Source organism: Thalassovita sp., assembly GCF_963691685.1.
Classification (GTDB): domain Bacteria; phylum Pseudomonadota; class Alphaproteobacteria; order Rhodobacterales; family Rhodobacteraceae; genus Thalassobius.
In genome coordinates, this window is record NZ_OY829290.1 from 44,043 (window position 1) to 68,804 (window position 24,762).

A 24,762-nucleotide genomic window follows, 5' to 3' on the forward strand; every position below is an offset into this window, starting at 1 on the left:
GCTTTGCATCAGTGCCTGTTTCTGACCATCCGTCGGGCCCGCATTTCCTTGCGACGGGACATCGCGGTTGCGCGGGCGCTGGTTGTTGTTTCCTGTTCGCTCGATGGTGCGGCACCCGAAGGGGCGATGTCCATCGATTCTCTCACTTTATCACATAGAGCAGACAAAACAGGGAATTGGAATATGTCTGTGATCCCAAGGGTTTTCGCCCCCAGTTTTTCGCGGATTTCCCGATGCGCCTGAACCGCCAGCAGGGAATGGCCGCCAAGGTCAAAGAAGTTGTCGCGCGCCCCGATGTTGGAAACGCCCAGTATGGCAGACCAGATCGCGGCCACCTCTTGCTGCACGGTATCGCCCAGCCGGCTGGGGGCAGCCACGGCCCCGGCGCCCGTGGTCTGCGGTGCGGGCAGTGCTTTGCGGTCGATCTTTTTGTTGGGGGTCAGCGGGAAGTCTTGCAGCGCAACAAAGGCCGTTGGCACCATGTAGTCCGGCAGGGACGCCGCCACAGTGCGGCGCAGCGCAGCCTCATTCAGGGGGCTGTCCGTTGTGACATAGCCGACCAAACGCGCGCTGCCGGGACTGTCTTCGCGGGCGATCACCACGGCCTGTTTGATGCCGGGGTGGGCCGTCATAGCGGCCTCGATCTCACCCAGTTCAATCCGGTAGCCGCGCAGCTTGACCTGATGGTCGGCGCGGCCCAGGAAATCAAGCCGCCCGTCACCCCGCCAGCGCACCAGATCGCCGGTGCGATAGATGCGGTTTTGCTCCAGGAAGGGATCGCTGAGGAACCGTTCTGCAGTCAGGTCATCGCGCTGCCAGTAGCCACGGGTGACGCCCGCGCCGCCGATATACAACTCGCCCGGAACACCCAGTGGCACGGGCTGCATCGCCTCATCCAGAACGTAGACCTGCGTGTTGGCAATCGGTGTGCCGATGTTGACCGTAACCTCATCTGCACATGCCGTTTCAGTGGTGGACCAGATGGTGGTTTCGGTGGGGCCATACATGTTTTCGATGCTGGCCTTGGTGATCTGGGCATAGTCCGTCACCAGATCGCCGGGCAGGGCCTCGCCCCCGATCATCAGGTGTTTCACCCGCGACAGCGCCCCTCGCGCTTCATCGTTCATGGCAATCATCCGCGCCATCGACGGGGTGCATTGCAGATGGGTGACCTCATGCCGCACGATCTGCGCCGCGATGGAGAAGTCATCCGCGGCCACATCTGATCCCATATTGGCGCCTTTCAGCACCTCGGCCAGATGGGTCAGCCCGTTCAGCACGGTCTGTTTTTTGATGCCATAATCGATCAGGCAGGCGATTTCATCCACGCCGATGCGCTTCAGATCCTCGACCCGGTCCAGACAATCCTCAACCGTGCCGAAAAGGCCGGAATCCTCAAAATACCGCAGGAAGGCAAAATCAAGGATCGCCTCCATCTCTTCGCCGTCCAGCGTGCCGAGATCCAGTTCAAAAGCGTTGTTCACCCCTTCGGGACGTTTGAAGGCTGGGAAGGCCCAGGCGAATTGTTTGATGAGCCCAGCGGCGGAGCGCAGGTAGTCTTTCATCGGGTCGCGGGCAATCTCGCGCGCCTTTTCCCGATCCTCAGCCACAAAGGTGTGCAGCATCAGGGTCACGGTAAACTCCGCCGGATCATGCGCCGCCTCGCGCAGCGCTTCGTGGTAAAGCTTGATCTTGTCCCCGACCTCCTCAATCGACTGCCCCAGAAGGTGGGTCAGCACGTTGGCGCCAATCCGGCCTGCCTCGACCCAGGTGTCCGGATTGCCTGCGGTGGTCACCCAGACCTGCAGCTTTTTTGACACAGGGCGCGGCTGTGTCACCACGCCATGCATCGATCCGTCTGCCATCGGAAATTCCACCTCTTCACCGCGCCACAGGGCGCGCAGCTGTTCGATGGTTTCCAGCATCGCCGGTTTGTTGTTCGGTGGGGTGTTTTCGGGGCGCAGCACAAAGTCATGCGGCTGCCAACCCGAGGCGATACCCAAACCGGTGCGCCCGTTGGTCAGGTTGTCGATCACCGCCCACTCTTCGGCCACACGGGCGGGATGGTGCAGCGGCGCGACGCAGCTGCCTGCGCGCACGGCCAGATTTTTGGTCAGCGCCGCCACTGCCGCGCCGGTGACAGACGGGTTCGGGTAAGGGCCACCAAAGGCGTGGAAGTGGCGTTCCGGCGTCCAGACAGCGCAGAACCCATTGGCATCGGCAAACTTGGCGCCTTCAAACAGCAGCTCATATTTATCGCGGCCGACACCATCGTCATTGCCCCAGTAGAACAGCGAAAACTCCATTCCCTTGCCGGTCTGATTGATCCGCCCGGAAGAGACCAGCGCGCGGTTTTCGTCCGAGGAGAGCACCAGTTTGAAGCCGCGGGCGAGGGTGTAGAACAGCTCCAACACCGAAATGTCGAAGCTGAGCGAGGTCACCGCCAGCCAGACCGATCCCGCCGCGTGGTCGATGCGATCATCCATACCGGTGAAGAAGTTCGACACGTTGCGATGTTGGACCATCACCCCTTTGGGCCGTCCGGTGGAGCCGGAGGTATAGATCATATAGGCCATGTCATGGCCCGCGACCGCGACCTCCAGATTGTCCGTCGGGGCCGACAGGATGCGCGGATCGCTGTCCAGTGCCAGCACCTCGGCCTGATGATCCGGTAGATCGCTCAGCATGCCCTGCTGGGTGGCGATCACCTGACAGGCGCTGTCTTCGACATAAAGCGCGATACGATCGGCGGGGAAGGCGGGATCCAGCGGCACATAGGCGCCGCCAGCTTTCAGGATCCCCAAGGCGCCAATCAGCAGGTGCGGCGTGCGCTGCGTGTTAAGGCCCACCAGCGTGCCGGGCCTCACCCCCATATCGCGGAGCACATAGGCCACCTGATTGGCCCGGGCGTTCAACTCGACATAGCTGAAGCTTTCGCCTTCCACGACCAGCGCGGTGGCATGGGGTGTTTCGGCAACCTGCCGTTCAAACATCTGATGCGCACAAAGGTCGGCATCAAAGTCAACGGCAGTGTTGTTCCAGTCCCGGGTCAGCAGCTGATGTTCCGCCTCGCTCATCAGGTTCAGGTCTTCGATCCGCCCGTTCTGTGCCAAAACATGTGCGATCCGGGCGGCAATGACCTGCAACAACGCGTCGCTGACCCGTGCCGCATCGGCCTTCAGCACCGGTTCAGGCGTCAGGCAGAGCGTGATTGCCGCGTCAGGATGGGGCGCCTGATCGCTGATCGCCAGCTGCGGCATGGCCGGGTGTTGTATACCGGGCAGGCGGGCAGGCAGATCCGCAGCGACAGGGCCCAATTGGCGCACCTTCTTGAGGGCTTGGGTGACCTCAGCGCGGGCTTCTGTGACAGTACCTGAGGTCATCACCCGCAGGGGGGACCAGTTCAACAGATAGGCGCCTGCGATGCCTTTGCTGGGTTGGGTAAAGGCCAGATCAACATGATCACCTTCGGCCAGATGTGCGGCCATCACGGCAAGGGCAACCGTTGCTTCCTCTGCGGTGCAGGATAGCGCCAATTCGCGCAGCCCCTGTTCACTAGTTGCAGCGCAGGGCAGATCTGCAGGCAGTAGGGTTTCAAACAGCGGGCGCAGCTTGGCCTCGGCCCGAATGGCGGGGTGCAATGCGGCATCGACCTGCGTTGTGAACCCAGCATTGGGGCTTTCCAGCATATCGCCGACCTGCGTTAAGGTGCTGGGGTCAACCGCTGCACCGTTAAGGCTGCGCAGCCCCGTCAATTGCAGTGCACCCTCAGCACAGGCGACGGTCACCCCATCAGGATCAACGGCCAGAACCGCGCCTGGTGTGCTGCTGCTGGTCTCTACCTGGGCCTGACCAACCAGCAGGATCTGAGCGTTTATCACAATCTTGGCGCAGCTGATGGGGTTCCAATAGGCGCCATGATCCAGTGCCCGCACCAGTGCCTGCTGGTTGGCGGCGGGGCGGGTGAAATCCAGCCGGGCCGCTGCGGCGGGGCGGTGGGTTAGCCCATAATAGCTGCGTTGGTTCAGATCCTGTGGCTGGCGATCGGGCAGATCGGCCTCCAGCGCGTCGATCAGGGCGGGGAAACTGTCAATCGCGGCCTCATAGCAGCTGGTGTTGAGGCTCAGCGCGGTGTCTTCTGGACCGATGTCGAACATCCGTTGCAGCAGAATGTCACCTTCGTCCACCGCTTCGGTCATCAGATGCCAGGTGATGCCATGGCGGGTTTCGCCGTTGGCCAGCGCCCACACCGGCGCGTTGAGCCCTGCATAGGCCGGCAGTGGCCCGTCGTGGAAATTGACCGCACCTTTGGCAGCCATGTCCAGTACCGCAGCCGGGATCATGTCGAGGTTGGCGATGGACAGCAGCCAGTCAAACCCCGGTTGCAGTTCGGCGGCCAGATCGGCGCCGGGGGCCAGAACCTGCAGCCCTTGCTTTTGGGCCCAGGTGGCCACGTCAGGGTTGCGGGTGACAACGGCCCGGATCAGGTGCCCACGTCGGTGCAGCAGGTCACCGCATTGTACCAAAAGGGATTCATTGCCGATCAGAACGGTGGAAAACGGGTTCATCTAAACCTCCGGGCTGACGCTGGTGCGGGGTGGCGTGACCCCTTGCGGAACGTCTGGCAATTGGGGGATCTGCGGGGCGCTCAAGGGGCGGAACAACGCGGCAGCATCATGACGGATGAGATCGCGCAGGAACACAGGCGGATCCACCGAACGGCGCCCCCGCAGGACACGCCTCAATCGGTGAAAACTCCCACCGATCAGATGCAGTATACTGGCGCAGAGGGCATGCAGCCTTCCGTGGTTTTTCACGTGGTAATACCAGCGCGACTGGAACCAATAGCGCGGTGTCCGTGCCCAGCCGCCCATCCCGGTTGAGACAGATCCGATGTGCATCACCCGGCTTTCGCGCACGAAATCAACACTATAGCCCGCACGCTGCCCGCGCAGGCACAGATCTGTTTCTTCAAAATACAGGAAAAACGCCTCATCAAAGAGGCCGATATCCCGCAGCATCGACACCCGCATCATCAGGCTGGCCCCGGCCACCCAATCCACCGGCTGGCTGTGCTCAGGCGGCGGCATCGGCACCTGATGGTTTTTCAACAGGCGGGACACCGGTCCAAACCGCATTGTGCCCTCCAACTCCCCCGGCAGCGAGGGGAAGCGGAAGGTCGACATATGCGGCACGCCGTCTTCGCCATAGATCAGGCTGCCGGCAAATCCGGTCTGCGGATGGGCCAACATATGGTCCAGCAAGCTTTGGATGGCGTCCGGTTCCGGGAAGGCGTCGGAGTTCAGCACATAGATGAAATCAGGCGTGGTCTCTGGATCGGACAGCCCGGCCAAAATGCCGCAGTTGTTGCCCGCCCCAAAGCCGCCGTTGCGCCCTGCCGCCAGAACCGTGACATCCGCCCAGCCCTCCGCCGTGACATGGGCGCTCATCTGGTCAAAGGACCCGTCCTGCGAGTCATTGTCGACCACGATGATCGTCCCATCAATGCCCTGCATCGCCCTGCGCGCGGCAGCAACGGCGCGCAAAGTCATCTCGGCGGTGCGATAGTTCAGCACGATGGTCAGCACCCGGGCGGATGGGAAAGAGGCGGCGGTGTTCATCTATTCGGCTGCCTTCTTGGTCGGTTGGGGCGCGTTGCCACGGTTGGGCGTGCGCTTGCGCGCCTCAATCCGGGTGAGCGCATCGCGCAGCCGCGCCACCAGCACCCGGACATTGGGTTCCAGAACCATCGAATCGTGATCACCGGGCACTTCGAACACCTCAAGCTTGCGGGCCCATTGCCCCCAATCGTTGTCATAAAGCACATAGGCCCGTTCGCTGTTCACCAGACGGTCCGGCGCCACCTGCCAGCGGCCCTGCAACGGCGGGCGGTAGAGCTGCAGCGGCCCGTCCCATGGTGCCAGATCATAGCTGGCAACCGCCTCCAGGAATGCGGCCTCAATCGCGGCGTCGTGGAACTGCGCCTCTGGCTCTGCCGGCACGTGTTGCGCCGCCTCAGGTTTGCGCCGTTTTTCCCATTCCCACTGCAGCCGGTTCTTGGCCCAGTTCAACACGTAACGCGGGCCTTTGGTTTTCAGCTCCAGCCACTGGATCGCCAGCCGGTCGCGGCGGCTGAGCGGCCGGCGTTGTGGCAGGGGCGTGTCCAGCATCACCAGCAGCTCAACCTCTTCACCTGCGGCTTTCAGCTGCTGCGCGATTTCATAGGCGGTGATGCCGCCGCCGGAAAACCCGCCCAGCATGTAGGGGCCATTGGGCTGCACCTTGCGCATTTCAGCGATGTAGTCCCGCGCGGCCTCAGGGATTGAGTGATGCGGTGTGGCCTCACCAAACAGACCGCGCGCCTGAAGCCCGTAAAACGGCCTGTCGGTCCCCAGCAAAGCAGCCAGGTGGCGCAGGTTCAACACGTTGCCAAACATGCCCGCGACCAAGAAGAACGGGGTGCCCGCGCCGCCTTCGCCCTGATGCATCGGCACCACATGGGTGAAGCGCCGCTCAGGCACCAGCGGCACCACATTGTCGGTCTGCTGGTCTGACGGGCTGCCCTGATCCGGGATCTGGGCCGCGATTTTGCGGATGGTCGGGGCCTCAAACAGCAGTGAGATCGGGAAATCGCTGCCATAGGCCTTTTTGATCTGGGCAAAAAGGCGCACGGCAATCAGGGAGTGGCCGCCAAGATCAAAGAAACTGTCATCGATCCCCACCTGATCAACCCCCAGCAGATCCTGGAAGAACCCGGCGAGGCGTTTTTCCACCTCGGATTCTGGCGCGGCATAGTCCTGATCCAACTCCGGCCGCTGGAAGCTTTGTGCGCTGGAAGGCGTATCCTGCGTCTGACCCGCTTGCGCCACCAGTGCGGGCAGATCCAGTGAGGAAATCACCAGCTGTGTCTGCGGCACGCTTAGCGCCCGCAGGAAGGCCATGGCGCCTTCAGCCGGGCGAATACCCTGGCTGATGTTGTGCTGCAGCCGTTCCTCGGCCGCGGACAGTGGGCGGTCCTCCACCGCCGTGGCGGGTTTGGCGGTGCTGAGGCTCAACCCGCCGGTCAGTTTGCGCACTGAGAAGCCTTCAATCTCCATCAGGACGGTGCCGTCGGCGGCGGTCAGGGTGATGTCAAAGCTGGCGGTCGCATGTTGGGTGCTGTTCTGCTCGGCGCTGCGCACCCAGGAGGTGATCTGCGCTTCCAACGGGGCATAGACCCGAACCCGGTGATAGCTGACCGGCGCCCAGAGGTGGTGCCCCTGGTATCCGGCGATCAATTCCATCGCCCAGCCGGTTGCGATGTCCAGCAGGCCGGGGTGCAGGCGGTAACTCTGCAGGTCCGCGGCATAATCCGCAGGCAGGGCCAGATCTGCGATACCCTCACCAGCGCCAAACGCCGTGCTGTGCAGCACCTTCCAGCGGGGACCAAAGGACAGGTGTTTTTCCTGTGGGGCCACCAGCGGCCCGTCGCCCCGGCGCGCCTGTCCGCAGCGGCGGCGCAGGTGGTCGAGATCCAGCGGCGCGGGGCGGGTGAGCGCGCGCAGCGAAATCGCGGCCTCGGCATTGGGGCCGTAGCCCGTTGCCGCTGATCCAGTGGTTCCCCCGGTGGCGCTTTCGACCATGACGTCATAGCCCAGATCACTGCGCGGCAAGCTGAGCCGCATGTCAGTGGTGCCATCCTCCTGCACGGCTAGCGGTGCCAGGAACAACAAATCCCGCACCTCATACGGGCCGGATTCGCCCTGGGCTTTCAAAGCTTCATCGATCAGTTCCAGATAGCCGGTGCCGGGCAGCAGAATGTCACCCGCTTTGGTGCGGTGTTCATCCATCACCCAATCCTTGACCGACAGGCTGCGCTGGAACTGGCGGTTGCCATTGGCGTCATCCCGCATGTCACCCAGCAATGCCTGACCTGAGGGGCGCCCCGGCAGCGTGGCGGTTGGCTGGCGGCGGGCCTCCATCGCTTCGGCGGCCATGCCGACCTCTGCCCAGACCCCCCAGTTGAGGGACAGAACCCGAGTCTTGCCACCGCTGCGGGACTGCGCCCAGGCGTTCAGGAAGGCGTTGGCCGCGACATAATCCACCTGTCCCGCAGGCGCGGTCACGGTGGAGCTGGAAGCAAAGACTGCCAGCCAGTCCAGACTGCCATCCGGGAACAGTTGATCCAGCACCTCGGTGCCGTGGATTTTGGGGGTGAACACCGCTTCGATGTCGCTCAGTGACTTGCCAAGGATCGGTGCGTCTTTGATGACGCCCGCCGCGTGAATGACGCCGTGAATGTCACCAAAGGCATCCCGGGCCATGCGCTGGGCGATCCGCATGTCTTCGACGTTGGAGACATCGGCAGCCAGCACCAGAACCTTGCCGCCTTTCTCCTCCAGCTGTTGCACCGCGCGAATGCGGCGGCTGGAGGCATCGGTGGCCGGATGACTGTGCAGGTGGTCGGCCCAGCGGTCACGGTCGGGCAGGGCATGGCGCGACAGCAGGACCACATTGGCGTGGCAGCACTCGATCAGCGTGCCGGCCAGGGTCAGACCAATGCCGCCAAAACCGCCGGTGATCATATAGGTGCCACCCTCGCGCAGCATGTCGGCACTGGGTTGAGGCGTTTCGTCGGGGGTGAAAGGCACAGGCGCGTAGTCCAGCGCGTAGCGTTTGCCACGGCGCAGGGCGGCGATGGTGTTGGCCGGTGTCGCCAACACCTCCTCCAGCAGTGGGATCAGCAGGGGCGATTCGCCCATTGCCTTGCCCAGTGCCTTGCCGCGTGATTTCAGCCCTGATTTGCCCTGTGCCGCCTGCAGATCCAGCACGGCGCAGGTCACGCCTGGGAATTCGCGCGGGATCACCTGCACGGGCCCTAGAACAGTGGCCTTTTCAGGATAGCGCAGGCGTTCATCACGCTGTTGCATCGCATCTGAGGTCACCACCGTCATGTGCAGATCGCTTAACCCCTGTTCGCTCATCGCCTGGCTCAGGTACAACAGCGCGTAGAAGCCATATTCCATATTGCGATGGAAAAAAGAGGATCCGGGCCGACAGCGCTCATCCTCGGTCAGCAGCCAAAGGTGGACAATGCGGTCGGGCATTCTGTCTTGCGCGGACAGATCCTGCATCAGACGGTCATAACCGACCCGACCATGTTCCGGCGCCAAAAGGTAGCCGTTCGATACTTTGGCAAACCCATCACCGGGGCGCACGGTTGTGACCTCTTGCCCGGCCTGTCGCAGCTTGGCGGTCAGCGCGGCGCCATGGCCGTGGGCATCTTCAAAGATCAGCCAGTTCTGTGGCGGTAGTTCGCTCAGATCACCGGCTACATCCAGACTGCAATCGGCGTAGCGTGGGCTCCAACGTGGGGCATAGGCCCAATCCGCCATATCCTCCTGCCGCATCAACCAGCGTTGTGCGGCATCGGGCTGCGTGCCGGCGTGATCGCTGGCGGGTTCAATGAAATAGTCCTGATGCTGGAACGCATAGGTCGGCAAAACAACGCGATTGCGCCGCCCTTCGCCCCAGAACTGATCCCAGTCAAAATCCACACCCACGGCCCAGATCCGGCCCAGCATGGCTGCGAAATAGCTGTCATCGGCGATGTCATCTTCGGGATGGCGCAGGCTGGAGATCACCTGATTGGCGCTGACATCAGGATGCTGCGTCGCAAGCGAGCTGAGCGCCTTGCCTGGCCCGACCTCAAGAAAGACGCGGGCGCTGGGCGCGGCCAGGGTGCTGATGCAATCGGCAAAGAGAACCGTATTGCGCAGATGGGCGACCCAGTATTCGGGATCCTGCGCCTCCTCCGCGGTGATCATCGCCCCGGTTCGGTTGGAGGCAAAGGGGATCTGCGGCGGCTGCAGCGGGATCGTCTGCAGGAAGCTGCGGAAGCGATCCAGGATCGGGTCCAACATGCGGCTGTGTGCAGCGATATCGATGGCAATGCGCTGGCACTCAATGTCACGCTCCGCGAGCTCCGCTTGCAGGCGCTCCAGCGCGGCGTCCGGCCCGGTGGCCACCGACAGGCCCGGCGCATTGACGCTGGCCAGATCCAGATCGCGGCCCAGCAGCGGGCGCAGCTGATCGGCCGGCAGGGCAACAGACAGCATGCCCCCCGCGGGCACCGTGTCAAACAGCTGCCCGCGCAGGTGCACCAGATCGATACAATCGGTGAAGGACAGGACCCCCGCCAGACTGGCGGCGGTGTTTTCCCCCATCGAATGGCCCACCAGCGCTGCCGGTTTCACCCCCCAGCTGATCCAGAGCTGGGCCAGCGCATATTCGGTGATCATGATCAGCGGCAGTTGCACAGAGGGCTGTTTCAGCGCCTCATCCGCCGCGGTCTCAGCACCCGGTTCCGGCAGCCAGAGCGCGCGCAGGTCATAATCAATCTTGCCCTCAAGATGGGCCAAACCCCGGTCCATCCAATCGGCGAAGACCGGTTCCACCTCATAGAGGTCGCGCGCCATGCCAGCATATTGCGCGCCGCCGCCGGGGAACATGAAGACCACCTCTGGCGCCTCAAGGGCGGTATGGGTGAAGACCCGGCGCGGATTGCCTTGTTCCAGCAGATCGGCGGCCTCAGCATGGGTCTCCGCCACAACAACCCGGCGCTGTTCAAAGGCGCGGCGGCCGTTCTTCAACGTCCAGGCAATATCTGCCAGCGGCTGATCCGGGCGTTGGCGCAGATGCTCGGCCAGCCGGGTGGTGTTGCCCTCAAGCGCACCTTTGGTGCGGCCAGATAGCGTGAGGATCTGAAACGGGAAATCGCCCGGCTCTGAGGCCGCGCGTTCCGGCGCCTCTTCCAGAACCGCATGGGCGTTGGTGCCGCCCACCCCAAGGGAATTTACACCTGCCCGGCGCGGGCCATCGCGGCGCTGCCAGTCCCGCAGGCTGTCATTGACGCGGAAAGGGGAGGTTTCAAAATCAATCGCCGGGTTCGGCGCCTCATAGCCCAATGTCGGCGGCATCTGTTTGTGATGCAGCGCAAGGCTGGTCTTGATCAGGCTTGCCACACCGGCAGCGGTGTCCAGATGACCGATGTTCGTTTTCACCGACCCGATGCGGCAGAAACCCTGAGCATCTGTCGTTTCCTGAAAGGCCTGCGTCAACGCGGCCACTTCGATCGGGTCGCCCAGATAGGTGCCGGTGCCGTGGCATTCGACGTAGTCGATGCTGCCGGCCGTGACCTTGGACAGGGCGTGAGCATCGGCAATCGCTGCCGCCTGACCATCGACCGAAGGGGCCAGGTAGCCGGCTTTTGCAGATCCGTCATTGTTGACCGCGGTGCCCTTGATCACGCCCCAGATGTGATCGCCATCGGCCAGTGCATCCTCAAGCCGGCGCAGCACCACCACCCCGGCGCCTGAGCCGAAAACAGTACCCTGTGCACGGTGGTCAAAGGCGTGGCAGTGACCGTCGGGTGACAGGATTTCCCCCTCTTTGAACAGATAACCCCGGTCCTGCGGCAATTCGATGGTGACCCCGCCAGCCAGCGCCATGTCACATTCGCCGTTCAGCAGCGACTGACAGGCGTAATGGGTGGCCACCAGCGAGGTGGAACAGGCGGTCTGCACATTGATCGAGGGGCCTTTGAGGTCCAGCACATGGCTGAGACGCGTGGTCATGAAATCCTTGTCATTGCCGGTATGGCGCAGCAAGAACATGCCGGTGTCATCAACCAGATCGCGGTTTGAGCAGATGTTGAAATAGAAATAGCTGCCCATGCCACAGCCACCAAAGACGCCAATTGGACCATCGAAACCCTCAGGCATATGGCCGGCATTTTCCAAAGCCTCCCACGAGGTTTCTAAAAACTGGCGATGCTGCGGATCCAGAATCGCCGCCTCTTTCGGGGAAAATCCGAAAAACTCGGCGTCGAAGGCTTTGTAGCCGTCCAGCGGGGCTGCGGCGGCGACGTAGTCAGGGCGGTCGATCAGATGGGCCGCCTCACCGCTGGCAATCAGCTCATCGCGGCTCAGGGAGCGGATGGATTCAATGCCGTTTTTCAGATTTTCCCAATAGGCCTCAATCGACAGCGCACCGGGCAGGCGCGCAGCCATGCCAACGATGGCAATCTCCGCGGTCCTGTCCTCCTCCTCGGGGTTTGGGGAGGGCTGAGAGTGCATTGTTTCCGACATTAAAACAAACTCAATTAAACAGTTATCTTCTAAACAACATACGGGAAAAATGTGGACTCTTTGAGGCGCAGAGGTGGGATTCCCCCGCTCAATTGCGGATTTCCTAACCGAAAGACGTAGATTCCCCGCGGATTCTACGGGGATTTAGCCGCTGATGGTCTGAATTGTTTCCCAATGCAGCACCAATAGCAGTGCTGAAACGCCCAGCCCCAATCCGGTATAGGCGATGTCATGCAACGGGTCCCAGGCACCCTGACGACGGGCCAGCCAGACCACCGCGGGATAGGTCAAAAGGGCCGCCAACCCGATGCCCAGAATGGCGCCGATCAGCCCCCAATAAGACAGGCCAAGCGCCAACATCAGCAGCAGCACCACAGCCCGCACCAGCGACAGGTAGAAGAAATCGCGGCTGTCCCCGCTGGCAAGCGCCGCCCGGTCATAGGTCAGCGTTACCAACATCGGGATCTGCATACAGGCCAGCAGCGTCACCACCGCCCCGGCGGCGGCGTAACGCGGATCATATAGCAGATTGACCATCCAGGGCCCCAGCGCCGCAACGATCAGCAGCAGGCTGACCAATAGCCCGGTGGCTGCCATCCGCATCCGGCGCAGTGTCAGGAAGTTTTCCCGTGATGCAGCGGGCGGGCTATCGCGGTAGATCGGCACCAGCACCTTCTGGATGACCATCCCCCCCATCAACAACGGGAAGGAGGCGAGGAAATAGCCGATGTTGTAAACGCCAAAGGCCTCAAGGCTCAGGTATTTGCCGATCAGCAATTTATCCCCTTGGGCGACGAAGAAGCCGCAGATCGTCGAAAGAAAGACCCATTTGCCAAAATGGATCAGCTCATGCGCCGCCGCTTTTTCCCAGCGCAGGTGGTTTCGCGGGCCGGGCAAGAACCGGTTCAGCAGGATCAGATGGGTCAGCGCGGCCGCCAGACCGCTGATCACCAGCGCCCAGACAGATTGCAGCGCCCAGGCGGCGGTGATCGCAATGATCAGCCCGGTCACCTGCACGGCCAGCTCAATCAGTGTGACGCGCCCGGCCTGCATATGCCGGTTTGCGCTTTCCAGTTTTGTCGGGTTGAACCCGGCGATCAGCAGGCTCAGCGCGGCGACCGGCAACAGCTGCATCAACATCGGCTCGCCGTAGATCAGCGCCACCGGGTAGGCCAGGGCACAGGCGGCCAGCCAAAGGCAGATGCCGCGGATGATCTGGATCGTCCAGGCGGTGTTCAGGAACTCTTCCTCATCGCCACGGGGGCTGCGCATGATGGCCGGGCTGGTGCCGACATCGGAAAACATCGACAGGCCCACCATGACGACCGAAATCAGCGCCATGATGCCAAAGGCCTCAGGGAAGAGGATGCGGGTCAGTACCAGATTGGACAGCAGCCGCAGGAACTGGAACCCGGCGTACCCCCCTGCATTGATTGCAGAACTACGGAACGCGCGGGTCATCAAGCCAGACCCGAAGGCAAGGGTTCGCATGCGATCAATCATCTGCCACGGCTCCAGCTGGTGGGGTTGCGGCCCAGTTTCCCGGCCAAGCGCACGGCAACATAAACGGCAAAGCTAAACGGTTGGTGAAGCGCGTTGCGCAGCACATCCCTTGCCCGGTAGGGCAGTTTGTCATCATTTTTCAGCAGCTCAGGAAACTGCGCTGCAATCTCAGCAACGCCCGCATCCTGACGGCGGCGGACCCGGATCAGATTGCCAAACCCGGTGACCAGTGGCCAGTCATAGGGCGCGGCGACCTTGACCCGCTCGGCGGCGGTGAAGTTCAGCCGCACAAAGGTGTCATCGGCGATCACATCGGGAAAGGCCTGCCAACGCGCCCGCCCGGCCCGGTTCACCGCATAAAGCCCGCAGCCCGGCACGCCGTCGCGCAGGAATGGCACCGTGCGGTAAAACCGCGCGAAGGCCCGGGTCAGGGCGCTGGGGCTTTCCGGGATCACCACCGTGCCGCTGGCATAGCGCGGCGCCGCATCTGACAAGGCGCTTGCAAGCTCCGTCAGCATCTGCGGCGCGATGATCACATCGGCATCCAGATAGGCCCGCATATCGCCGCCGGCTGCGGCGTCACCTGCATTCAGGGCACCGATCTTCCCACCTTCGCTCAGCTCAATAACCCGCAGGGGATAAGGCATCGCAGCGTGGTCTTCTGCCATCGCGCGGGCCACTGCAGCGGTGTCATCCGTGCAGCCGTTGGCGACTACAATCACCTCAGCCCCACCGGTAGGAACCGCGGTGGCGGCGATGGCCGCCAGGCAGGCCGGCAGCGTCTCAGCTTCGTTATGGGCAGGGATGATAACAGAGATCATCAGCGGTTTTGCGTCCTAAAAGGTAGGGTTTTATCCCTTTGGTTTATCCTGCAACGGCTTGTCATTGTTGGTAAACTAGCAAATCATTCCAACGTACTTATATATTGATTTTGTTCTAGCCGGGCAGCCGGTCTAAAAACAATGACCTGCCGGAGGAAAAATGGCCAAAGGACCAGATGCGTGACTGAACTTCCAAAGCTTGGCTATTTACTGCCCGAGTTTCCGGGGCAGGCACATAGTTTGTACTGGCGTGAGATCCTCAAGCTGGAAGCGATGGGTATTGAGGCGGTGCTGTTTTCCGACCGGCCAACCGATACGGCAGCGCATGCCTGGGCCAAAGGGGCGCGGCAACGCACCGAGTATCTGGCGCAGGGCACCATGTCCTCGCTGATGTCCCTGCCCAAGTTGCCGTGGCGGCAGTTGAAACAGGGCAGCGGCAATGTCGAACGGATGCGCGCCGTGTCACATGCGGCGCCGGCTGCTAAACAGCTGGCCCAGTCCTGTAAAGCGCAGGGTGTGACCCATGTGCATGTGGCCTCCTGCGGGCCGGTGGCGATGATCGCTGCCTTGGCCAACCACCTCTATGAATTGGATTATTCGATCAGCCTGCACGGCCCTCTGTCCGAAGGCGGCATCGGTCAAAAGTTCAAATGGCAGTCAGCGAAATTCGCCGTCATTGGCTCGCAGCGGCTGCTGGATGAGATCACCCCGGTTCTGGGTGAATCGCTGCCAGAACGTGTGCTGGTCCAGCCGCAGGGGGTGGATACCGACTACCTGCGTCGCGATGCGCCCTACCGGCCGCCGGAACCCGGTAAAACCCTGCGTTTGGTGTCCCGGGCGCGGCTGCATGCCTCCAACGCGCATGAGGATCTGTTTCAGGCGGTGACGCTGTTGCAGGGGCGCGGCATTGACGTGCATCTGGAAATCATCGGTGAGGATGATGAAGGTGGCACCGGCTATCGCACCGTGCTCGAGGAGCAGATCACCGAACTGGGCCTGATCGGCACCGTACGGCTGATGGGGTCGGTGTCTGAGGACACGCTGCGCGACCGGCTGTGTGATGCCCATGTCCTTGTGATGGCAAACCACTCTGAGGCCCTCGGCGCCTCTGCCATGGAAGCGATGAGTTGTGAATGTCCGGTGGTGGGCATCGAAGGCGGCAGTGTGGATGAGTTGATCACCAACGGCCGGGACGGTGTTCTGGTTGAAAAGGGCAACCCGGTGGCGCTGGCCGCCGCGCTGGAATATCTGGCCACCGATCCGGTCCGGGCCGCCGCATTGGGGAAGGCAGGGCGCAAGCGGATCCTGCAGAGTTTCGATGCCGCCCGCGGGGCAGAGGCACTGGTGCGGGAGGTCGGGCTGACCCCACCGCCGATGGAGCCGATGCCAGACGAACCGCTGCTGGATTTCTAAACTCTCAGGCGGTGCGGTTGCGCAATCCTGTTGGCCTTATTGCCGTGGCGACACACGGTAGAGCTGACCCGGCGCCGCGGAAAACTCCAGCTGTTCGATGCCGCGCATTTTCACTTCGCCCTCGGGGCCATCTGCGATCAGGAAATCCCCAACCGGGCTGCTGGCCCAGCTGAACTGATAGTCTATCGCCGCACCGGGCAGTACTGCCGTATCAACACCCGCGCCGCCATGCAGGGCATCAGCGCCGCCGCGGCTGATCAGCCAGTCATCGCCATCAGCGCCCACCAGCACATCACCCATTGCGGTACCCTCCATCAGATCATCCGCACCGCCACCCGCACGGGCGATCCCCCGGCGAAAGACCTGTGGATCGCGGCTTTCCCAATCGGTCGGCAGGCTGGTGTTGGCGCGTTGGATCACCGCCCAGCGGGGATTGTTGTCAGACAGATGCCGCAACCCGCCCCAGCTGCCCCATTTGCTGGCCGCAGCCACATCAACAAAAGCATTGAATAAGGTGCCCCCGGCATCCTGCCAGCCCTGCAGCACATCCGCATAAAGCGCCGCCATTTCCTGACTGTAGTTCAGCTTGATGAAAAACGCGGTCAGCGCCTCATCATTGACCCAGCCCTCATGGCCAACAATATGGGTGCCGCCCTCATACATGATTAGGTCCATGCCATAGGATCTGGCCACCCCGGCATGATAGGGGAAAACCTCCTGCGTCAGCCGCTTCACCTCACCGGATTGCAGCCACTTGTAGCTGCGTTTCAGCGCCTCGCTTTCGCTGATCTTCAACCAGTCCAGCACCTTGGCCGCCTGCGGATCGGCGCCCAGCTCATAGCCGAAATAGCCGGTCACCGCATAGGCATCAAAGCGGTCGCCGGGGCGGATGTTGCCGCGCGCTTCGCGCATGAACAGCGGGGCCTCCAGCGCTGCCTCCTCCAACCCGGGCCAGCCGGTGTGGACCGCGATCACCCGGGTCAGCCGGGTCTCAGCCTCCGCGCCGAAGACCTCAGCCCAGATATCTGCCACCTCAGCCGCGCGGACGCCGGCCCATTGCATCCAGCCATCGGTGTTGCCACTGGCCCCGCGCCAGCGTGCGGCGGCCTGTTCGGTGGCGTATTTCGCCTGGGTGAAAATATGGTTCCAGACCTCATTGGAATATTCCACATAGGCCTTCAGCCCAGGGTCCAGATCCCGCTGTACCACTTCGGCAAAGCGGCGCACGTAACCGTCATCGGCCATATGCGGCATGTTGAACCACGGATCAGCGCCCACCTGATTGGCCAGCTGCAGCATCACCTCAACCGGGACGCCGCGCCAGGCATAGGTGTAATCCGCCGGCAACGGGCGCTGATCCCACTGTGAGATTGGCGAATGATTGGTGGCCATCCAATCCATGAACCGCAGCACCCGCATATCCTCAATCTGGCGCAGCCAGTCTGGGTTAAACACCGCGCCCATTTCCCAGAAAGGCAGGTGGCGTTCGTGGATCACCTGAATGTCGCGGATCGGATCCTTGGGATCGGTGCCCCGCAGTGTCACCGCCACCAGACCTTCGCCGGGGGTGAAGTTGAACCAGATCTCACCAGTGCGGGCGCGGATGTCCCTGGCCCGTCCCAGCAGGGTGATATTGCCCTTGCCCTTGTAGGTCAGCCGGTAGCGGCCAGCCGTGTCGCGGGCATCACTGGGCAGATCCGCCAGAATAAAGGTCTCCAGCTGCTCCACCCCTTTGGGGATCCGCAGCGGCCAACCCTCATCGCTCAGGTGGCCCTCCGCGCGCAGGGTGTCAAAACTCATCCCGCCCCATTGATCCGGCAAATGTCCCACCCAGGGACGGGCGGATTTCATCACGTCGATAAACGGCATCTGTGTGGACCAGTCTGAGATTCCGTTGAGGCCCATCGCCAGCGCAGGCACCGCAGGTGGGGCGCTGTCCCGCGCCTGATCACGGCGTTGGGTGGATGGCGGGCGCAGCGTTTTGGCGCGGCTGTCCCAAAGCGCCTCAGCAATCTGGCCATAGTTCTGGCGCACCAGAGGGTGAATACTGTCAGGCAGCAGCATCTGCGCCGGCAGGTCATCCTGAAACAGTGCGCTGTAGCTGATCAATGCGGCCAGGAAATAGACCGTCGCGGTGCCATGCGGTGCATCATCGCTGAACAGATCGGTGGCGGTCAGACCCTCAAGGGTGGGCAGCGCCAGGATCTCAGGCAGGGTGGAGGCGACAGGCAACAGGGTGACCTGCAGGTTTGGCCGGGCCCGCTGCAACGCTGCGACGTAGTCTTCATACCAGTCGTGATAACCGGTTTGATTGTCCGCAAGGTATTGGTTCAGTTCGGATTTTGACGGCGGGAAGGACCGGCTGTAGCCCACCATATCCGCCCAGCCTTCGTAGATGAAAAACCGCGGCTGCTCTGCCGTGGGGGGCACTCCTTCGCGCACCCAGTCAAACACCTTCAGCGTTGCGGTGACCGGGCTGTCGCGGTTTGGATTGTTGCTGTCATACAGTGCTGAGGGCGGCTGATACTGAATGAAATTGGCAGGGTTCAACACCACCGTGTTCACACCCGCATCGGCAAAGCTGCCCAGACGTTCGGACCAGACCCCGCGCACCCCACCGATCTGCCAGTTGGGCTCCGGTGGCAGCTGCCCGGCAAAGTTCCGCAGAAACCCCCAGGTGCCATCGGCCTGCAACCTGCCGCCGCGCGCCTCGGCGATCTTGTTCAGCCAATACGGGGTGGAGGTCTGCGGCAGACCCTCCAGATGGTGCATCAGGGAATTGCCAAAAAAATATGCCTTCAGCGTCGCCTCCGCCCGCGCCTGTTGCGCGTTAGATGGCAACGGCAGCATCAGCACCAGGATGAGGGTCAGGATCAGGGGCAGGGATAGCGCTGTTCGGGCGGGTGAGAACATGTCAGATCCTGTTGCTCAGTGTCCTGTTGCACGGCGGGTCGGTGGCGACCCCGTTCTTTGTAGTCGAGTTTCGCGCGGCTTGGCCAGCCTCTCCACCCGCGTCACCTCAGGCGTTACATCACCGAGGTCAGGCCGGATTTGTGTCGTTTGGGGGCGGCACTTGGCGTGTTGAACGCCTGTGCCGTGTTCTGGCGCAATTCCTCTGCGTGGCGCAGCAGGGCACCGGTCAGCAGCCATGTCAGCGGTGTCAGCGTGGCATTTGGCAACAGATCAATCAGGTTGATCGCCAGCAGCAGTGTCATACCGCCCACGGCCGCCGACATCTGCACTGCGTTTTGCCCCCTTTGCAGCGCCCACAGCATCACAATTGGCGCGGCCAGCAGCAGCATTTCCGCGGCAAATCCGACCCAGCCGAAGAAGCCCAGCGTGATCACCCAGCGGCCGTCTGACACCAGCAACTCCTGCCCGGTAAACGGATCCAGGATCTGGTTGCGCCCCCAGCTGCCCCAGCCAAGGATCGGACGTTCCATCGCGCGTTCCAGCAGGCTGGATTCATTGTTCAGGCGGAACTGCAGCGAACTGGCGCGTTCCTCGCTGATCCGGCTGGCCAGTTGCAGCAGCGCCTCTTCGGGCAGCCAACCTGCACCTTTGATGATCGGATAGGCAATGGCCACACTCGCAAAGGCCAGCGCCACCCGCAGCTGCGTGCCAAGCGGCAGCAGCAGGGTCAGTGGCAAAAGCAGCATCGCATAAAGAAGCGGGCCCACCGATTTGCACAGCACCAGAATCACCATCAGGTACATCATGACCATGAAGGCCTTCGCCCGCTCCGGTCCGTCTTCGGTGCGGGTCAGCGTTGCGGCGGCGATCACGGCGCTCATCGCAAAGAAGGCGACCCACAGGCCGTGGTACAGGAACACAATGGGGCGGAAGCCGCCAAAGCGCATCATCTGGTCGAAGTTGTGCTGGAAATAACCATAGATCCAGAGGTTCAGCTGTGGGGACAGCCGCACCTCAATGAGCATCGGTAGTGAATAGATCAGCCCAAACAGCGCAAAGGCCAGCAGCACATCCCGTAGGTCACTGGCACTGCGCAACAGCGCGTAGGACAGCAACATCGGCAGCACAAGGCTGAAGCGGTTGATGACAAGGGACAAGGCGTCTTTCACCCCAAGCCCCGGCAGGCCAAAGGCCCCAAAGGAAATCCCATCGGTGTTGGCAAAGACGGTCAGCACCGGGGAGAAGATAAATACCGCCAGCGTCGCGGTCACCCAACCGGTGCGCGGCAAGCTCAGTTGGTCACGGCAGTGGATCAGGCAGGCCAGTAGCAGCGACAGCGCCGGTAGGTTTTCCTTGTCCAGGGGCGGCAGCAGCGGCAGGTCAAACTGCGTCGGGGGCGGGGGCAGGAACAGATAGGACAGAAACAGGTTTGCCAGCAACGCACGGCCGGGCGGCAGCCATCGGAACAACCCGATCGCCACCAGGGGCCAAAGCCCCAGCATCAGATATGCAATTGCGTTGGGCACCATGTGCCGGATCTGTCCTTTGGTTCTGCGAAGGGCGCAGGCCCTTCTGATACTGACGGTCAGGGTTAACGGAAGCTTAGGGCAGAATAATGGCGGTGACAGGCGACAGTGGCAAATAAGAGGATGGTGAGCTTCGCGCGACAGACCAAAGGCCGCGGGGTTAGCGCGGCCTTTTTTAATTCAGATCGGTTGGCGGTGGCGTTTAGCGCCCGGTGGCCGCCATCACCACGTTGACCGTGGCCAGCAGCACCTTGAAGTCGGTGCCCAGCGACAGATCGCGGTAGTAGCTTGCATCATAGCTGGCACGTTCGCGGAAACTGCATTCATTACGCTCCGAGGTTTGCCAGTAACCGGTGATCCCGGGACGCATGCGGTAATATTCATCGCCGGGGTACAGCTCTTTCTGGTTGGTCATCATCGGGCGCGGGCCGACCAGTGACATCTCACCCTTAAGAACATTCAGCAGCTGCGGCAGTTCATCCAGTGAGGTGCGGCGGATGAAATGGCCAAAGCGGGTGATGCGCGGATCATTGGTCAGCTTCTGGTTACGGTCCCATTCGGCACGTGCGGTGGGGGATGAGGCCAGATAGGCCTCCAGCGCGGCATCGGCATTGGGGATCATGCTGCGCAGTTTCAGCATGGAAAACTCTTTGCCGTTCAGACCAACCCGGCGTTGACGGTAAAAGGCAGGTTTGCCGTCCAGCATGATGATCAGGGCCAGCACAGCGACGGTGAACAGGGCAGGCGGCGCCATCAGCACGACCAGCACAACATCTAGCACACGTTTGCCCATCAGGCGGTAGGCCGTCGCAGTTGGGCGCCATTTGCTGACGCGTGCGGACAGATCGCTTGCGTCTTTGGCGGCATCCAACGCTGCATCCAATGTGGTGGACGTGGCTGAGACGTGCATGTTCATTCCAAACCCTCCCCGGGGTCAGTTAGCGTGTGCCAAAACGGCCTGCCTGAAAACATCAGACACAGCCCATCAGCACCTTCCGAACGCCTGCGCGCCCGAAAAGACAAAACCAAAACTGTTCATGTGACGCCGGGCAGCTGGCAGATCACCGCCCGGAGCAAGCTTTCCGAAGACCGGGCCGATGCCCCCACACCGTGTTTCGCTCAAAGACATTTAAGTTTTAAGCGGAACTTTCTGTGAATTTTCCCCACAGTCGCACCGATCTTTCGCCATATTTATGGCAATTTGGCCCTTTTTCGTCAACGCGAGCGCCACATTTGCAACTCACAGGTGACGCTAGGCCCAAAGTACTAGTGGCCCGTCTTTACAGGTAAAAATTGGTTAATCCCGGGTACATCAATTGCCGTTGAGGTCACGTAACGGCATGCAAGACGCCCCCGGCGGGCACATGGGCCCCAACTGCGAAAAGTTGATATTTTGACGGGGGATAAGGGTTATTGTTGGGGACTGGTCGACAATCGCCCCGCCTCAGTTTCAGAGTCCGCAATCCATAGACAATTTAGGCACCTGACGCCCAAATGTGTTTAGCCCTGTCGAGGCCAGTCAGCTCAGTTTTTTTGACATCAGTCGTCAAGATTTCCCGCCGCTCAAATCCAGACACGCAAATCGCCGTCTTTGATCCCGCGGCGGATCAGTAGGACTTTGGTACAGGTTCAGGGTTCGCAAACCACGCGAATCCTGCAACTAGGGGGAGAGTAATTTGTGAAACAGCCTCTGCCAGGGGGCGCTATTGTTCACAAGGCCCGAACAAAGATCGGCCTAAAGTGATTCGTTTTTTAGCAAAATCGGGCAAGCAAGGGGTGCAAATGCATCCTTTTGAGTCGAGAGATTCGCCTTTTGCGATCTGATCGATGTGCAAAGGGCGGGGTCGAAACCCCACCCTAGGTTTTAGAACATTGGTATTAGAAACAGGCGTCCAACAGGGCGCGCGTGTTGTCTTCGGTCATCTCCACCGGGTTGCCGCCGGTTGAGGGGTCCGCCAGTGCGCCTTTGATGATCGCCTCTTTGTCGGGATCCGTCACACCCAGCTCGGTCAGGTTGGCCGGAATGCCCAGGCTGTCGTTCAACTCACCCACAAAGGCGTAGAACCCGTCAAAGCCGCCCTCGATACCCAGATAGGCCGCCGCGCGTTCGATACGCTCTTCGATGGCATCGCGGTTGTACTGCAGCACCGGCTGCATCACGACGGCGTTGGTGGTGCCGTGGTGGGTGTTGTACATCGCGCCAATCGGGTGGCTGAGGGCATGGATTGCGCCCAGACCTTTCTGGAAGGCCACAGCGCCCATCGCCGCGGCCGCCATCATCTGGCCACGGGCCTCGATATCGGTGCCGTCCTTATAGGCGCGTGGCAGGTATTCCTTGACCAGACGCAGACCTTCCAGCGCGATACCCTGCGACATCGGGTGGAAATGCGGGCTGCAGAAAGCTTCCAGACAATGGGCGAAGGCATCCATGCCGGTGCCTGCGGTGATCATCGGCGGCATGCCCACGGTCAGCTCAGGATCGGCAATCACCACGGTCGGCAGAACCTTGGGGTGGAAGATGATCTTCTTCTCATGGGTTTCCGAGTTGGTCAGAACCGAGGCGCGGCCCACTTCGGACCCGGTGCCCGCGGTGGTCGGCACGGCGATGATCGGCGCGATGGCGTCGCTGTCGGCGCGGGTCCACCAGTCACCCACATCCTCAAAATCCCAGACCGGGCGGGTCTGACCGGCCATGAAGGCCACCATCTTGCCCAGATCCAGACCCGAGCCGCCACCAAAGGCGATCACACCGTCGTGGCCACCGGCGCGGTAAACTTCCAGACCAGCGTCAAGGTTCACCTCGGTCGGGTTCGGATCCACCTCGGAAAAGATGCCACGGCCCAGACCGGCGGCTTCCATGATGTCCAGCGCCTGCGCGGTGATCGGCAGCGGCGCAAGGCCCTTGTCGGTGACCAACAGCGGTTTCTTCATGCCAGCGGCCGCACAGGCGTCGGGCAGTTCGTTGATACGGCCCGCACCAAAGCGGATGGCGTTGGGGTAGGACCAGTTAGCGGTAAGTGTCATGTTCTTGTTCCTCTCAAACAGCCGGGCTTAGCCGGTCACCTTTTTCAGGTGGTAGGATTTGGGACGGGTCAGGTTGTGGTAGCCGATAACCGACAGGCCACCACCGCGGCCGGTGTCTTTGCAGCCGGTCCAGCACAGGCCCGGATCCAGATAGTCGGCGCGGTTCATGAACACGGTGCCGGTTTCGATCTGATCGCCGATGGCCTGCGCGCGTTCAACGTCTTGGGTCCAGAGCGAGGCAGTGAGGCCAAAGTCACTGTCGTTCATCAGCGCAATGGCTTCGGCGTCGTCTTTCACCTTCATGATGCCCACAACCGGGCCGAAGCTTTCGTCGCGCATCACCCGCATGTCGTGGGTCACATCCACCAGGATCTGCGGTGCCAGATAGGCGCCGCCATCTTCGGGGAACAGCGCCGGGTCGATCAGCGGCGTGGCGCCTGCTTCAACGGCTTCAGCAATCTGGGCGCGAACCTCATCGGCGAAACGCACATTGGCCATCGGGCCGATGGTGGTCTCTTCCTCCAGCGGGTTGCCCAGCTTGTAGCCCTCAACGATTTTCACCGCCTTGGCGACGAAATCGTCAAATAGGCTCTCAACCACATAGATCCGTTCGATCCCGCAGCAGCACTGGCCCGAGTTGAACATCGCGCCATCAATCAGCGTGTCCACGGCGGCATCCAGATCGGCGTCTTCCATGACATAGCCCGGATCCTTGCCGCCCAGTTCCAGACCCACACCGGTGAAGGTGCCTGCTGCGGCGCGCTCAATCGCACGACCGCCACCAACAGAGCCGGTGAAGTTCACAAAGCCAAAGCTTTTGGCCGCGATCAGCTGGGACGTGGTGTCATGGCTGAGGAAGACGTTTTGGAACACATCCGCCGGCACGCCCGCTTCGGTGAAGGCCGCGACCATGCGTTCGCCCACCAGCAGGGTTTGCGTCGCGTGTTTCAGCACCACCGTGTTGCCCGCGATCAGCGCCGGGGCAACGGTGTTGATGGCGGTCATATAGGGGTAGTTCCACGGCGCCACGACCAGCACCACACCATGCGGCACCCGTTTGATGTAGCGCTTGAAAGTGGCGTCTTCGCCCACTTCGATATCGGCCAGACTGTCGGCCGCGATCTGGCCCATGTAGCTGGCGCGCTCATTAAAGCCGCCGAACTCACCGCCATAGCGGACCGGGCGGCCCATCTGTTTGGCGATCTCGGGCACGATCTCATCGTTCATCTCGCCCACTTTGGCGACACCGGCCATGACCAGATCGATCCGCTCTTGCAGCGGACGGGCCGCCCAGGCGACCTGCGCGGTCTTGGCGCGGGCAACCACCTCTTTGGCGGCCTCCGTGCTCAGCACTTCGCGTTCCGCCAGCACCGATCCGTCGATCGGCGAAATGCATGTCAGTTTCTGTCCCATGCCACAGACTCCAGTAAGAGA

Annotated in this window: 11 protein-coding genes; 1 reads left to right on the forward strand and 10 read right to left on the reverse strand. The window is 61.8% G+C overall.

Annotated elements, in window-relative coordinates; translation table 11 throughout:
• Nucleotides 1-8: 8 nt before the first annotated feature.
• The 5 genes from ACORLH_RS00220 to ACORLH_RS00240 form a co-directional block, all read right to left on the reverse strand.
• Nucleotides 9-4,568: a MupA/Atu3671 family FMN-dependent luciferase-like monooxygenase gene (locus tag ACORLH_RS00220; RefSeq protein WP_321830593.1), complete on the reverse strand. Its 4,560-nt coding sequence runs from the start codon at nt 4,566-4,568 to the stop codon at nt 9-11.
• Nucleotides 4,569-5,621, reverse strand: coding sequence for a glycosyltransferase family 2 protein (locus ACORLH_RS00225; RefSeq protein WP_321830594.1), 1,053 nt, complete (start codon nt 5,619-5,621; stop codon nt 4,569-4,571). It abuts the gene before it with no gap.
• On the reverse strand, nt 5,622-12,128 hold the full coding sequence (locus ACORLH_RS00230) for a polyketide synthase (RefSeq protein ID WP_321830595.1): 6,507 nt from the start codon (nt 12,126-12,128) through the stop codon (nt 5,622-5,624).
• Nucleotides 12,129-12,272: 144 nt separating this feature from the next.
• Nucleotides 12,273-13,631 (reverse strand): oligosaccharide flippase family protein, encoded by a 1,359-nt coding sequence (locus ACORLH_RS00235; protein ID WP_321830596.1) that lies wholly within the window; start codon nt 13,629-13,631, stop codon nt 12,273-12,275.
• Nucleotides 13,628-14,452, reverse strand: coding sequence for a glycosyltransferase family 2 protein (locus tag ACORLH_RS00240; protein ID WP_321830597.1), 825 nt, complete (start codon nt 14,450-14,452; stop codon nt 13,628-13,630). Before ACORLH_RS00240 ends, ACORLH_RS00235 begins: the two co-directional genes overlap by 4 nt.
• 180 nt (nt 14,453-14,632) lie before the next feature.
• Between ACORLH_RS00240 and epsE the strand changes: the two genes are divergently transcribed.
• A complete protein-coding gene (epsE, locus tag ACORLH_RS00245; RefSeq protein ID WP_321830598.1) occupies nt 14,633-15,865 on the forward strand; it encodes an exopolysaccharide biosynthesis GT4 family glycosyltransferase EpsE in 1,233 nt (410 codons plus the stop codon).
• A 36-nt stretch (nt 15,866-15,901) separates the two neighbouring features.
• On the opposite strand, the gene ACORLH_RS00250 is transcribed toward epsE, so the two are convergent.
• The 5 genes from ACORLH_RS00250 to ACORLH_RS00270 all read right to left on the reverse strand — a co-directional run bounded on the left by ACORLH_RS00250 (nt 15,902) and on the right by ACORLH_RS00270 (nt 24,741).
• Nucleotides 15,902-18,778, reverse strand: a complete 2,877-nt coding sequence (locus ACORLH_RS00250) for a calcium-binding protein (RefSeq protein WP_321830599.1) — start codon at nt 18,776-18,778, stop codon at nt 15,902-15,904.
• A 113-nt stretch (nt 18,779-18,891) separates the two neighbouring features.
• Nucleotides 18,892-20,307 (reverse strand): hypothetical protein, encoded by a 1,416-nt coding sequence (locus tag ACORLH_RS00255; RefSeq protein ID WP_321830601.1) that lies wholly within the window; start codon nt 20,305-20,307, stop codon nt 18,892-18,894.
• A 199-nt stretch (nt 20,308-20,506) separates the two neighbouring features.
• Entirely contained in the window at nt 20,507-21,214 is a 708-nt protein-coding gene (locus ACORLH_RS00260) for a sugar transferase (protein WP_420719836.1), read from the reverse strand.
• A 968-nt stretch (nt 21,215-22,182) separates the two neighbouring features.
• Nucleotides 22,183-23,328, reverse strand: a complete 1,146-nt coding sequence (locus tag ACORLH_RS00265; RefSeq protein WP_321830603.1) for an iron-containing alcohol dehydrogenase — start codon at nt 23,326-23,328, stop codon at nt 22,183-22,185.
• 27 nt (nt 23,329-23,355) lie between these two features.
• Nucleotides 23,356-24,741, reverse strand: a complete 1,386-nt coding sequence (locus ACORLH_RS00270; protein ID WP_321830604.1) for an aldehyde dehydrogenase family protein — start codon at nt 24,739-24,741, stop codon at nt 23,356-23,358.
• Between the last annotated feature and the right edge of the window lie 21 nt (nt 24,742-24,762).